General features: G+C 63.4%; 11 protein-coding genes and 1 pseudogene. 8 read left to right on the forward strand and 4 right to left on the reverse strand.

Translation table 11 applies throughout. From position 1 onward, the window contains the following. Window positions 1–96: 96 nt before the first annotated feature. Window positions 97–1,632 carry a 2-polyprenylphenol 6-hydroxylase gene (gene ubiB / locus PVW49_RS04495; protein ID WP_048533608.1) on the reverse strand — a complete coding sequence of 512 codons (1,536 nt, stop codon included), beginning with the start codon at window positions 1,630–1,632 and terminating at the stop codon, window positions 97–99. Then, window positions 1,632–2,384, reverse strand: coding sequence for a bifunctional demethylmenaquinone methyltransferase/2-methoxy-6-polyprenyl-1,4-benzoquinol methylase UbiE (gene ubiE / locus PVW49_RS04500; protein ID WP_274589989.1), 753 nt, complete (start codon window positions 2,382–2,384; stop codon window positions 1,632–1,634). The genes ubiB and ubiE overlap by 1 nt, the downstream gene beginning before the upstream one ends. Window positions 2,385–2,471: 87 nt before the next feature. Between ubiE and mutM the strand changes: the two genes are divergently transcribed. The 7 genes from mutM (at window position 2,472) to gyrB (ending at window position 11,634) form a co-directional block, all read left to right on the forward strand. Then, window positions 2,472–3,323 (forward strand): bifunctional DNA-formamidopyrimidine glycosylase/DNA-(apurinic or apyrimidinic site) lyase, encoded by an 852-nt coding sequence (gene mutM / locus PVW49_RS04505; RefSeq protein ID WP_274589990.1) that lies wholly within the window; start codon window positions 2,472–2,474, stop codon window positions 3,321–3,323. A gap of 64 nt (window positions 3,324–3,387) precedes the next feature. Continuing rightward, a complete protein-coding gene (locus PVW49_RS04510) occupies window positions 3,388–4,164 on the forward strand; it encodes an enoyl-CoA hydratase (RefSeq protein WP_048533611.1) in 777 nt (258 codons plus the stop codon). Window positions 4,165–4,354: 190 nt separating this feature from the next. Next, complete coding sequence (gene rpsT, locus PVW49_RS04515; RefSeq protein WP_048533612.1) at window positions 4,355–4,618, forward strand: 30S ribosomal protein S20; 264 nt, start codon at window positions 4,355–4,357, stop codon at window positions 4,616–4,618. Between the two features lie 491 nt (window positions 4,619–5,109). Next, window positions 5,110–6,504, forward strand: coding sequence for a chromosomal replication initiator protein DnaA (dnaA, locus tag PVW49_RS04520; protein ID WP_048528875.1), 1,395 nt, complete (start codon window positions 5,110–5,112; stop codon window positions 6,502–6,504). Between the two features lie 161 nt (window positions 6,505–6,665). Then, the gene (gene dnaN / locus PVW49_RS04525; RefSeq protein ID WP_074836547.1) at window positions 6,666–7,784 is read left to right on the forward strand and encodes a DNA polymerase III subunit beta; all 1,119 of its coding nucleotides are present in this window, start codon (window positions 6,666–6,668) and stop codon (window positions 7,782–7,784) included. Window positions 7,785–7,883: 99 nt separating this feature from the next. Further along, window positions 7,884–8,984 (forward strand): DNA replication/repair protein RecF, encoded by a 1,101-nt coding sequence (recF, locus tag PVW49_RS04530; protein WP_274589991.1) that lies wholly within the window; start codon window positions 7,884–7,886, stop codon window positions 8,982–8,984. A 232-nt stretch (window positions 8,985–9,216) separates the two neighbouring features. Then, complete coding sequence (gene gyrB / locus PVW49_RS04535) at window positions 9,217–11,634, forward strand: DNA topoisomerase (ATP-hydrolyzing) subunit B (RefSeq protein ID WP_274589992.1); 2,418 nt, start codon at window positions 9,217–9,219, stop codon at window positions 11,632–11,634. A gap of 677 nt (window positions 11,635–12,311) precedes the next feature. Here the strand turns inward: gyrB and PVW49_RS04540 are convergent. Together PVW49_RS04540 and PVW49_RS04545 are read right to left on the reverse strand one after the other, a co-directional pair. Then, a complete protein-coding gene (locus tag PVW49_RS04540; protein ID WP_274589993.1) occupies window positions 12,312–12,758 on the reverse strand; it encodes a VOC family protein in 447 nt (148 codons plus the stop codon). An 82-nt stretch (window positions 12,759–12,840) separates the two neighbouring features. Continuing rightward, on the reverse strand, window positions 12,841–13,059 hold the full coding sequence (locus PVW49_RS04545) for a hypothetical protein (RefSeq protein WP_274589994.1): 219 nt from the start codon (window positions 13,057–13,059) through the stop codon (window positions 12,841–12,843). 172 nt (window positions 13,060–13,231) lie between these two features. On the opposite strand from PVW49_RS04545, the pseudogene PVW49_RS04550 reads away from it, so the two are divergent. Then, window positions 13,232–13,418, forward strand: a pseudogene (locus PVW49_RS04550) (IS21 family transposase); the annotation flags it as partial.

A 13,418-nucleotide genomic window follows, 5' to 3' on the forward strand; every position in this document is an offset into this window, starting at 1 on the left:
GATGCGGCGGCCCGGATGGTCGCCGTTTCTGCGTTTGGGGGCCAAAACCGAGCCGCTCGGACCTGAAAGCCCCGGCCCGGGCCGTGACGCCGCCGTTCAGAACAGCGGCAGCAGCACGGCGGCGGTGGCGAACCCGGCAAGAAGACCGGTCGCGAGATAGGCCCACCGGGACTTGCGGCCCTTGTCGGGGGCGGGATCGGTGTTGCGCCCGGCCTCGGCGAGCAGCGCGTTTTCCACCAGCGCCGGCAGTCGCGGCCCGAACCGCGCCAGCACCTGCGCGGTGCGGGCGAGATCGCCGGCAAAGGCGCGCGGCCCGAGACTGCCACGGATGTAATCCTCGACAATCGGATGGGCGACTTCCCAGATGTTCATGCGTGGGTTCAGCGCGCGGGCCACGCCTTCGACCACCACCATCGTGCGTTGCAGCAGGATCAGCTCGGTGCGAGTCTCCATGCCGAAACGTTCCGTCACTTCAAAGAGGTACGAGAGCAGCTTGGCCATGGAAATGCGCGTCGCATCCATGCCGAAAATGGGTTCGCCGACGGCGCGCAGGGCGCGGGCAAATTCATCCACATCCCGGTCGGCGGGGACATAACCGGCCTCGAAATGCACTTTGGCGACGCGCTGATAGTCGCGGCGGATGAAGCCAAAGAGGATCTCGGCATAAACCCGGCGGGTGTATTCATCGATATGGCCCATGATGCCGAAATCATAGGCGATGATATCGCCGCTCGGCGCGACCTTGAGGTTGCCGGGGTGCATGTCGGCATGGAAAAAACCGTCGCGCAGGGCGTGGCTGAGAAACAGCTGCAAGACCCGCTCGGAGAGCGCCACGCGGTCATGCCCGGCGGCGTCCAGCGCGGCGTTGTCGCCCAGCGGCACACCCTCGGCCCAGCCCATGGTCATTACCCGGCGATCCGACAGGTGCCATTTGATCTCGGGCAGCTGAAAGCCGTCGTCGTCCTTGGTGTTGGCGGCGAATTCCGAGGCGGCGGCGCTTTCCAGTCGCAGGTCAAGCTCGCCCATTACCACGCCTTCGAAATGACGGATCACTTCCATCGGGCGCAGACGACGCGACGAGGGCGATATCAGCTCGATGGCGCGGGCGGCGAAATAGAAGGCGTCGATGTCCTGGCGAAAGGCGCGTTCGATGCCGGGGCGCAGCACCTTGACGGCCACGGTCTCGCCGGTCTCGCGCACCCGGGCCTTGTGGACCTGGGCAATCGAGGCGGCGGCGACCGGCGGGCTGATCTCGGCAAAGATCTCGTCGGCGGGGCGGCCCAGCGCCTGGGTGATGCTGGTGCGGGCGGCCTCGACGGTGAAGGGGGGCAGCTTGTCCTGCAAGACGCGCAGCTGTTGCGCCAGATCGTCGCCCACCACGTCCGGCCGGGTCGAGAGGATCTGGCCGAACTTGATATAGGCCGGCCCCATCGCCGTCAGCGCCCGGGTCACCGGCGGCAGGCTGGGGTCGCCGCGAAAGCCCAGCCATTTGAACGGCCAGCCCAGGGTTTTTGCCGCAGCGCGCAAGGCCGGCGGCGCATCCAGCGCGTCGAGCACGTCGTTCATCGCGCCGGTGCGTTCCAGCGTGGCGCCGGTGCGGATCAGCCGCAGGACATTGTGCGGGCCGCGCATCAGAGCTTCCAGCCGGAATGCAGGCAGGCAACGCCCAGCGTCAGGTTACGATACTTGGCCTGTTCAAAACCGGCGGTGCGGACCATCCCGAGAAAGGTGTCCTGATCCGGGAAGCGGCGGATCGATTCGACCAGATATTGATAGCTGTCGCGGTCGCCGGCGATCGCCTGGCCCATGGCGGGAATGACGTTGAAGGAATAGCGGTCATAAGCCCATTGCAGCCCGGGATTGGGAATCTGGCTGAATTCCAGCACCATGAGCCGGCCGCCGGGGCGCAGCACGCGGTAGGCCTCGGAGAGCGCCCCTTCGGGCCGGGTCACGTTACGGATGCCGAAGCTGATGGTATAGACGTCAAAGGTATTGTCGGGGAAGGGCAGGGCCATGGCGTCGCCCACCACCCAGTCGAGGCTGCCGGCCATCTGTTCGGCCTCGGCGCGCTTGCGACCTTCGATCAGCATCGGTTCGGTCAGGTCGAGCACGGTGGCATGGCCCTGGCCCGCACGTTTCAGGAAGCGAAAGGAAATGTCGCCGGTCCCGCCGGCCACGTCGAGCAGCCTTTGCCCCGGGCGCGGCGCCAGCCAGTCCATCATCGCATCCTTCCAGATCCGGTGAATGCCCATCGACATGGCGTCGTTCATCACGTCGTAACGCGAGGCCACGGAATTGAAGACGCCCTGCACCCGGCCGGCCTTTTCCTCTTCGGGCACGGTCTGATAGCCGAAATGCGTTGTCTTCTGCGCGTCGTCACTCATGGGGGCTTGCCGTTTTATTGTCTCCGGCTTTCTTATAGAGCGCTGAATGGCCGTTACAATGCGGCCCCCCGAAAGGAAGGCCCGCCAATGCCCGAATTGCCCGAAGTCGAGACGGTTCGTCGCGGCCTGGCCCCCGTGATGGAGGGTGTCGCCATGTCTCAGGTGGCGGTGAACCGGCCGGATCTGCGCTGGCCGTTCCCCGAACGGATGGCCGAGCGGCTGCAAGGGCAGATTGTTCTGCGGCTGCGGCGGCGGTCGAAATACATCCTGGCCGATCTGGGCAGCGGCGAGACGCTGCTGATTCACCTGGGCATGTCGGGGCGCATCCTGATTTCCGGCGATCCGCTGGGGCGGTTCGTGCACGACCACCCGGCGCCGGAAAAACATGACCATGTGGTCTTTGACATGGCGGGCGGAGCGCGTGTCACCTTCAACGATCCGCGCCGGTTCGGCGCGATGGATCTGATGGCGACCGACCGGGCCGAGGCGCATCCGCTCCTTGCGAAGCTGGGGCCGGAGCCTCTGGGCAACGAATTCAGCGAATCCTACCTGGTGGCGGCGCTGAAAACACGCAATACGCCGATCAAATCGGCCTTGCTAGATCAAAAGATCGTCGCGGGATTGGGCAATATCTATGTTTGCGAGGCGCTGTTTCGCACCGGAATATCGCCACGTCGCAAGGCGCGCGCCCTCTCTTCGGTCCGGGCGGCGCGGCTGGTGCCGGCAATCCGCGCCGTGCTGACAGAGGCGATTGCCGCTGGCGGTTCCTCGCTCAAGGATTTCCGCCAAGCCGATGGCGAGCTTGGATATTTTCAGCACAGCTTCGATGTTTACGGCCGCGATGGACAGCCCTGCCGCACCCCCGAATGCGCCGGAACCGTGGCGCGGATCGTGCAATCGGGCCGCTCGAGCTTCTATTGTCCGGTGTGCCAAAGATAGGTTGAACCGCACATTCAGAGTGATAAGCACGTGAAATCGACCGCAACAACGGAAAGCATCTGACATGGCCTATGAGACGATCACCGTCGAAGTAGACGACCACGTTGCCACCATCACCCTGAACCGGCCGGACGCGCTCAACGCTCTCAACTCTCAGTTGCTGCGCGAGCTCTGCAAGGCGTTGGGCGAGGCATCGGCGAACGACAAGGTGCGCTGCATCATCCTCACCGGCTCGAGCAAGGCATTTGCCGCTGGCGCCGACATCAAGGAAATGTCGGAGAAATCCTTTGTGGACGTGTTTACCGAGGATTATTTCTGGACCGAGCACCAGGCGATCACCGCCACCCGCAAGCCGATCATCGCGGCGGTGGCGGGCTATGCGCTGGGCGGGGGCTGCGAGCTTGCGATGATGTGCGATTTCATCATTGCCGCCGACACCGCCAAGTTCGGCCAGCCCGAAATCAACCTCGGCGTGATTGCCGGCATTGGCGGCACCCAGCGTCTGACCCGGCTGGTGGGCAAGTCCAAATCCATGGACATGCACCTGACCGGGCGCTTCATGGATGCCGAAGAGGCCGAACGCGCCGGGCTTGTCAGCCGCGTGGTTCCGGCCAAGAAGCTGATGGAAGAGGCCCAGGGCGCGGCCCAGAAGATCGCCGAGAAATCCATGCTGGCCACCGTCGCCGCCAAGGAAGCGGTGAACCGCGCCGAAGAGGTTTCGCTGTCCGAAGGTCTGCTGTTCGAAAAGCGGCTGTTCCAGTCGCTCTTTGCCAGCGAAGACCAGAAGGAGGGCATGGCGGCCTTTCAGGAAAAGCGCGAAGCGCAGTTCCGCGACAAATAGACCGGAAGCGGCAAAGGCCTGGGCGACTGCGCTTTTGGCCTTTGCAAAGGCGGCGAAGTTCACTATATCCCGCCGCCATACATGCGCGTGCAGCCCGCTCTGGCTAGAATCATCCCCGGTGACATCAGGTCCGGGCCGGTCTGGCATCGCGTAACATCGACATACCAGACCCGCGAAAGGGAAGATCAGCATGGCCAATACGCCCCAGTCCAAGAAACGCGCCCGTCAGAACGAAAAGCGCTTTGCCGTCAACAAGGCACGCCGTTCGCGCATCCGCACCTATCTGCGCCAGGTCGAAGAGGCGATCGCCTCGGGCGACAAGGATGCGGCAACCAAGGCACTTCGCGCGGCCCAGCCCGAGCTGATGCGCGGCGTGACCAAAGGCGTCATGCACAAGAACACCGCATCGCGCAAAATGTCGCGTCTGTCGGCACGGGTCAACGCAATCGGCTAAGCCGTTCAAGTGACGTAAAGTTACGGGAAGCGCCCCATTGGGGCGCTTTTTTCGTGCAATATCAGTGGGCGCAAATGGGCATAGTGGCATTGTTGCACAGGGCTGGGGATTCTTTTTATGCACAACCCGAGTCAACATTTAGTTTCGGTTGCCGCTCTACGTGCGAGGTTGCTAGTTTCGGTCTTGCGAGTCAGCTCGCACTGGGGGGACAGGCGAAGCCAGTCGATTTGCACCGACTGAATTGATGTGGACAAGAGCCGGATACGGCCGTGTTTACAGCATATTAGAGCATTGTGCTCGAAGCCATGTCCAAGACGGAAACACAAGGTCGCCAGGCCGAATCTCGGAGTCCATCGGTCTCCGGAGGGGAAAGGTGTTTCTATAGGATGGCTGGTGTTGCCGGGTCCGCCCGGTATGGGGACCACCGGTCATATTTTTTAGCGCCGGTAGCCGCGAGGCCGCCGGGTACATGGGAACGGACGCAGGGACACATGACAAAAGACCAGTGGGGAGCACTACAGGGGCAGTTGCGCGAGACCGTTGGAGCAAACAACTTCACCAATTGGATCGAGCCGCTACAATTCGAAGGGGTGACGGACGGGGTGGCGCATTTCAATGTGCCGACCAGTTTTCTAGGCAATTACGTTCAGCGCAATTTTGGGGATTTGCTGCTGTATGCTATGACCAATGCCGGGGCGGATGTGCGCCGGATCGAGTTTGACGTGCCGGCCAACAAGGCCAGCATGCCGGCGGTGTCGCGTGCAGCGAACACGCCCGACCGGACCGGACAAACACAAACCAAGGCGACACAGTCGATGACATCACGCGCAGATCTGGCCGACTTGCTGCCCAGCGCGCCTCTCGACAAGCGGTTCACCTTCGACACCTTTGTCGTCGGCAAGCCGAACGAGCTGGCGCATGCCGCGGCGCGGCGCGTCGGTGAGGGGGGCGAGGTGACATTCAACCCGCTGTTTCTCTATGGCGGCGTGGGCCTCGGCAAGACGCACCTGATGCATGCCATCGCGTGGGAGCTGAAAAGCCGCTCGCCGCATCTCAACGTGCTCTACCTGTCGGCCGAGCAGTTCATGTATCGTTTCGTCCAGGCGCTTCGCGACCGCAAAATGATGGATTTCAAACAGATCTTTCGCTCGGTTGATGTGCTGATGGTGGATGACGTCCAGTTCATCGCCGGCAAGGACAGCACCCAGGAGGAGTTCTTTCACACCTTCAACGCGCTGGTGGATCAGAACAAGCAGATCATCATTTCGGCCGACCGCGCGCCGGGCGAGATCAAGGATATGGAGAACCGCATCCAGTCGCGGCTGCAATCCGGTCTTGTCGTCGATCTGCACCCGACGGATTACGAATTGCGCCTTGGCATCCTGCATTCCAAGCTGGCGACGCACCGGCTGCAATATCCCGAGCTGGAGCTCGACGAGAAGGTGCTCGAATTCCTCGCGCACCGGATCTCGACCAACGTGCGGGTGCTCGAAGGCGCGCTGACGCGGCTTTTCGCCTTTGCCTCGCTGGTCGGCCGGCCGATCACCATGGAGCTGACGCAGGATTGTCTGGCCGATGTGCTGCGCGCCTCGGAACGCAAGATCACCATCGAGGAGATCCAGCGCCAGGTGGCCGAGCATTACAACATCCGCATGTCCGAGCTGATCGGGCCGAAGCGGCTGCGGGTGTTTGCGCGGCCGCGTCAGGTGGCGATGTATCTCTGCAAGCAGCTGACCAGCCGCTCGCTGCCCGAGATCGGCCGCCGCTTTGGCGGGCGGGACCACACCACCGTGATGCACGGGGTGCGGCGCATCGAAGAGCTCAAGGTGCAGGACGGCCAGATCGCCGAAGACCTGGAGATGCTGCGCCGGACGCTGGAAGCGTAGGCGGGAAAGCACGATTGGCGGGCCGAGTGCGATCTTGGCCCGTCGTGCCCTTGACGCCCCTCTCAAACCATTGGAAACCTCTCGTAATTGCCCGAAAAGGGCTTGGAGCGCTGGGGGGATGCGGCTAACGTGCCGGTCCCGGGCTTTCGGAGGGACAGGGTATGAAAATCAGTATCGAACGCGGCACGTTGCTCAAGGCCGTCGCGCAGGCGCAATCGGTTGTCGAGCGCCGCAACACAATCCCGATCCTTGCCAATGTCCTGATCGAAGCCGAGGGGGATACCGTGTCCTTCCGCGCCACCGACCTTGATATCGAGGTGGTCGACAAGGCCGCCGCCCAGGTCGAACGCGCCGGCGCCACCACCGTTGCCGCCGTCACCCTGCACGAGATCGTTCGCAAGCTGCCCGATGGCGCGCTGGTGACTCTGGCCGAAGAAGGCGCCTCGGGCCGGCTGACGGTCGAGGCCGGACGGTCGAATTTCTCGCTGGCGACGCTGCCGCGCGAGGATTTCCCGGTGATGGCGACCTCGGAATATTCGTCCAACTTCTCGGCCCCGGCGCCGGTTCTGCGGCGGCTGTTCGACAAGTCGAAATTCGCCATTTCCACGGAAGAGACGCGGTATTACCTGAACGGCGTCTACATGCATGTCGCGGATGGCGAAGAGGGCAAGGCGCTGCGCTGCGTTGCCACCGATGGCCACCGTCTGGCGCGGATCGACGCCCCGCTGCCCGATGGCGCCGGCGAGATGCCCGGCGTGATCGTACCGCGCAAGACCGTGGGCGAGCTGCGCAAGCTGCTGGACGATGACGACATGGAAATCGCGGTCTCGGTCTCCGAGACCAAGGTGCGCTTTGCCACGCCGGACATCATGCTGACGTCCAAGGTGATCGACGGCACCTTCCCCGATTACACCCGCGTCATTCCGCAGGGCAACACCCGCAAGCTCGAAGTCGATGCCAGCGATTTCGCCCGCGCGGTCGACCGGGTGGCGACGGTTTCGTCCGAGCGGTCGCGGGCGGTGAAGATGGCGCTGGACGAGGATCGGCTGGTGCTCTCGGTGAACGCGCCCGACAGCGGCGCCGCCGAGGAAGAGCTGGCCGTGGCCTACGGCGATGAGCGGCTCGAGATCGGGTTCAACGCGAAATACCTGCTGGAGATCGCCAGCCAGGTGGACCGCGAGAACGCGGTCTTCATGTTTAATTCCGCCGGCGATCCGACCCTGATGCGCGAAGGCAATGACACCAGCGCGGTTTATGTCGTCATGCCGATGCGGGTCTGAGTGCCTTTCCGGCGCGGAATCTGGGCCGCAGGCCGCCGCGCCATCGCCGACCGGCCGTCTGCGGCGGCGATCGCGCGGTTTGCGCTACGTGGCTAGGTCATGCCGACCCATCTGACTCACCTCAAACTTTCGCATTTCCGCTCGCACAAGCGCGTGGAGATGACGACCGATGCCCGCCCCGTCGCGCTTTACGGCGCCAATGGCGCCGGCAAGACCAACATTCTCGAAGCCGTCTCGCTGATGTCGCCGGGCCGCGGGTTGCGCCGGGCCAGCGCCGAAGAGATGACCCGCCGGCCCGAGGCGCTGGGCTGGAAGATCACCGCCATGCTCGAGGCCGACACCCGCGCCCGTGAAATCGAGAGCCTGTCAGAACAGGGCAGCGCCCGGCAGGTCAGGATCGACGGCAAGCCCGCCAGCCAGATCGCCTTGGGCAAATTTGCCCGCGTTCTCTGGCTGATCCCCTCGATGGACCGGCTCTGGATCGAAGGCGCCGATGGGCGGCGGCGGTTCCTCGACCGGATGACGCTGAGCTTCTTTCCCGACCATGCCCAGGCGGTGCTGGATTACGAAAAGGCGATGCGCGAGCGCAATCGTCTGCTCAAGGATCAGGTGCGCGACGCCCATTGGTATGCCGCGCTCGAGGTGCAGATGGCCCGCGCCGGCGCGGTGATCCATGCCAACCGGCAGGCGGCGCTCGCGCGGATCGCCGAGGCCCAGGCGGGCACCGAGACCGCCTTTCCGGTGAGCGAGCTTGACCTGACCGCCACCGAAGGCGAGATGCCGGCCGGCGAGGCGGAATTGCGCGCCGCGCTAGCTGAGAGCCGGTTTCGCGATCTGGCCACCGGCCGCGCCATGGTGGGGCCGCACCGGGCCGAGCTGCACGCCGTCTTTGCCGCCAAGGGGGTGCCGGCGCGCGATTGTTCGACCGGCGAGCAGAAGGCGCTTTTGATCTCGCTGATCCTCGCCAATGCAAGGGCGCTGGCGCGCGATATCGGCAGCCCGCCGATCCTGCTGCTCGACGAGGTCGCCGCCCATCTCGATGCCGCCCGCCGCGCCGCGCTTTATGACGAGATCTGCGCGCTTGGCGCCCAAGCCTGGATGACCGGCACCGGGCCGGAGCTTTTTGCCGACCTGGGTGCCCGGGCGCAGCGCTTCGAGGTCAGCGAGACGGGCGGCGCCTCCTCGATCGCCACCGGCTGACCGCGCGTGCCATTGCGCGCGGGGCGGCCCCGGATCGGGATCGGGGCGGGGGCTGGTCTGCGGCATCGGTGGTGCGTCGGACGCCCCTGTCCCGGGCCCGATCCGGGACCTCCCCCCACGGCCCGAGAGAGCCCGCGGCGGGGACCGGCCGACACACAAAATCTTGTGGCATCTGCGTGACATATACGCAAAAAGCGCATATATTCCGGGCGAGAGAAAAAGAAGGCATCGCATGTCCGAGCAAGCACAACCCGCACCCGAATATGGCGCGGATTCGATCAAGGTTCTCAAAGGCTTAGAAGCTGTCCGCAAACGTCCCGGCATGTACATCGGCGACACCGACGACGGCTCGGGTCTGCATCACATGGTCTACGAGGTGGTGGACAACGGCATCGACGAGGCGCTGGCCGGTCATGCCGACTATGTGCATGTGAAAATCCACGCCGACAACTCGGTCTCGGTGCGTGACAACGGCCGCGGAATTCCGGTCGACATCCACGAGGAAGAGGGTGTCTCGGCGGCCGAGGTCATCATGACCCAGCTTCACGCCGGCGGCAAATTCGACAGCAATTCCTACAAGGTCTCGGGCGGGTTGCACGGCGTCGGCGTTTCGGTCGTCAACGCGCTCTCGGTCTGGCTAGAGCTGCGGGTCTGGCGCAACGGCAAGGTGCATTACGCCAAGTTCGAACATGGCGAGACCACCGAGCATCTGCGCGTCACCGGCGATGCCGAGGGCGAAAGCGGCACCGAGGTGCGTTTCCTCGCCTCGACCGACACCTTCTCGAACCTCGACTACGATTTCCATGTGCTGGAAAAGCGCCTGCGCGAACTCGCCTTCCTGAATTCCGGCGTCAAGATCATCCTCGAGGATGATCGTCCGGCCGAGCCGCTGCACATCGAGCTGTTCTATGACGGCGGGGTCAAGGAATTCGTCAAATATGTCGACCGCCACAAACACGCGATGATGCCCGAGCCGATCTATGTGCAGGGCGAACGCGACGAGATCGGCGTCGAAGTGGCGATGTGGTGGAACGACAGCTACCATGAGACGGTGCTGCCCTTTACCAACAACATCCCGCAGCGCGACGGCGGCACCCACCTTGCGGGGTTCCGCGGCGCGCTGACCCGGACGATCCAGAAATACGCTCAGGAAAACGGCATCGCCAAGCGCGAGAAGGTGAACTTTACCGGCGACGACGCCCGCGAAGGGCTGACCTGCGTGCTCTCGGTCAAGGTGCCCGATCCCAAGTTCAGCTCGCAGACCAAGGACAAGCTGGTCAGCTCCGAGGTGCGGCCTGCGGTCGAGAACCTTGTCGGCGAGAAACTGTCGGAGTGGTTCGAGGAAAACCCCAATGAAGCCAAGATGATCGTCAGCAAGATCATCGAAGCCGCCATGGCGCGCGAGGCCGCCCGCAAGGCACGGGAATTGACCCGCCGCAAATCCGCGATGGACGTCAATTTCCTGGCCGGAAAGCTCAAGGACTGCTCGGAAAAGGATCCGGCCAAGACCGAGCTCTTTCTCGTCGAGGGGGACAGCGCCGGCGGCTCGGCCCAGACCGGCCGCGACCGGGGCACCCAGGCGATCCTGCCGCTCAAGGGCAAGATCCTCAACGTGGAACGCGCGCGGTTCGACCGCATGCTCTCGTCCCAGGAGATCGGCAACCTGGTGATGGCGCTTGGCACCGGCATCGGCCGGGACGAGTTCAACATCGACAAGCTGCGCTACCACAAGATCGTCATCATGACCGACGCCGACGTCGACGGCGCCCACATCCGCACCCTGCTTCTGACCTTCTTCTACCGGCAGATGCCCGAGCTGATCGAGGGCGGCTATCTCTATATCGCCCAGCCGCCGCTCTACAAGGTCAGCCGCGGCAAGTCCGAGGTCTATCTCAAGGACCAGGCAGCGATGGATGATTACCTGATGAATCAAGGGGTTGACGGCGCGGTGCTGAAACTCGCCGGCGGCGAGGAGATCACCGGGCAGGACCTTCTGCGGGTGGTCGAAGAGGCGCGCCAGCTCAAGCGCGTGCTTGACGCCTTCCCGACGCATTACCCGCGCCACATTCTCGAACAGGCGGCGATTGCCGGTGCCTTCGTGCCCGGCGCGGTGGATGCCGATTTGCAGGGCGTCGCCGACAAGGTGGCGCAGCGGCTCGATCTGATCGCGCTGGAATACGAAATGGGCTGGCGCGGCAGGATCACCCAGGATCACGGCATCCGCTTGGCCCGCATCCTGCGCGGCGTCGAAGAGGTGCGCACCCTTGACGGCCCGATGCTGCGCTCGGGAGAGGCCCGCCGCACCGGCAGCTTTACCGAGTCGCTCCAGGAAATCTACGGCAGCGCGGCCACCCTGCACCGCAAGGATCGTCATCAGGTGATCCACGGTCCGCTCGATCTCTTGAAGGCGATCCTGGAAGAGGGCGAAAAGGGCAACACGCTTCAGCGTTACAAGGGCCTGGGCGAGATGAACCCCGACCAGCTCTGGGAAACCACGCTCGATCCGGACGCCCGGACCTTGTTGCAGGTCAAGGTCGATGACGTGGCCGAGGCCGACGACATCTTTACCAAGCTGATGGGCGACGTCGTGGAGCCGCGGCGCGAATTCATCCAGAAAAACGCGCTGAGCGTGGAGAACCTGGATTTCTAAAGGGCTGTAGGTGAGCGCATATTTTTTCGCGGCGCGCATATTTTTTCTCGCCGCGAGAGGACTTTGCCCATTAAATAATAATAATTTCAATGCGTTACCTGTGAGGTCCCGCAGTCAGCCTCGTGAAGTCTTTGGGGCACTGCTCCTCAGCGGGGCCATGGCAGCTCGTTCGCGTTCGACTGATGCGTTGCGTCGAAAGTCTCATTGCCCATCATCGGTCTTCCGGACCGCTTATACGCCAAACTAACAGGACTTGCGGGCGAGTTTGGAAGTTCTGGAACGCTGCGGTCTGGCAGTGTCGGACTAATCCGACGTCCTCGAAGCTTCGCTAATCACAGATAATCAGAAAGGGCGGAGACCGGTCGTTCGCTGCGTTTCGTGCGAATGTCAGTTTCTGGCCCGTTGCGTCCTTGCGACCAGAGTATTCGCCTCGGACGTAGACGGTCACGGTAACGTTCAGCTGTCGCTGTTGCGCCAGAGCCCATCGTGCACGTCGTCCAACTCGGCGACGATCTCACCCTCGAAGCGGAGGGAGCCGCGGTCCTTCACGTCGTTAGCCCTTTTTTCGGCCCCGTTGCTATGCAAGTCGAAATTGACCCGACCCGCGGTTTGCGAGTGCCCATGAAATCGTTCGATTGGTCGCAGGTGACAATTGAGCAGACGCCGATTTCGGGCAACTATCGGTGATCAGGGTCTTTCGCGACAAGTTCGATGGTGTTGCCATCGGGATCGAGCGTGAAAATTCCCCTCCAACCGACCCAGTCGAAATACTCAACATCGTAGGCACGCCCGAGGTGCTCATACCAGGCCATTACCGCATCCTGCTCGTCCCAGGGGAGGCTGAGGGCGAGGTGATGCAGCGACGATGCGGGTCCCGTTCCAGGCGGCTTCGGACTGCCGTGGGCTCGGCCAGCGCCCTCCACGTCATGCCGGAACAATGCCAGGACCGCCGTGTGCCCTCCGAAGCCCTCAGCGATCCTGAAGAACGCGATGGGGGTGTTGTCCGGGTCGTTCATGAGACTTAGCCCGATCACATCCCGGTAGAAGGCCACCATGGCCCCATAGTCGACGCACCTGATGGCAATCTCTCCGATGGCGCGAACTTGGAAGTTTCGATTGTCCATGGCTTTCTCCTTTCCATCCTGAACCGGGCCGGTTCGCCCTTCTGAGGCTTCCGGAAATTTCTGCGCCGTCCTCGGCTCTGGGTCAGCCTTGCACAGCATGCGGCGTGGAAGGGCGTGGCCCCCGCAGAATGAGCATCAGGGCGAAGCTCAGCTCCGCGGCCGTGACGACCATCAGCAATGCCACCTTCACTGCTTCGAGGGTTGCCCCTTCGGGCAGAGCAAACACCTGCACGCTATAGACAAGATAGCCTGTGCCCCCCACCATGAGGCCCACGCCGATCAACTGCAGCGCGACAAACAAGATGAGAATCCGGCGTCAATCAGGATGAGAACGTGGGGTTGAAGGGTCGCAGGGAGGGCATAGCCCGACCGGAGAGCCTTCAACCCCACGTTTCGCCCCAATTTTCCGGGGTGGGTCTGACGGTCGTGGCCGGCTCGGGTAGAGGACGATTTTTCCGTACGAGGGATCGTTCATGCCGGGCCGTCATGTCACCGACCACCAGATGAGGCTCTTCATGACGCTCAAACAGACCCATTCCATTCCGATTGCTGCCGCAAAGGCCGGGATCAGCCAGGCGACCGGCTATCGCCTGAACTCCGACCCGGTCTTGCCGGGACAAAAGAAGCCGCCGCGTGGCCGGCGTCGGCCGGACCCGCTGG

The organism is Marinovum sp. PR37 (assembly GCF_028807375.1).
GTDB lineage: Bacteria > Pseudomonadota > Alphaproteobacteria > Rhodobacterales > Rhodobacteraceae > Marinovum > Marinovum algicola.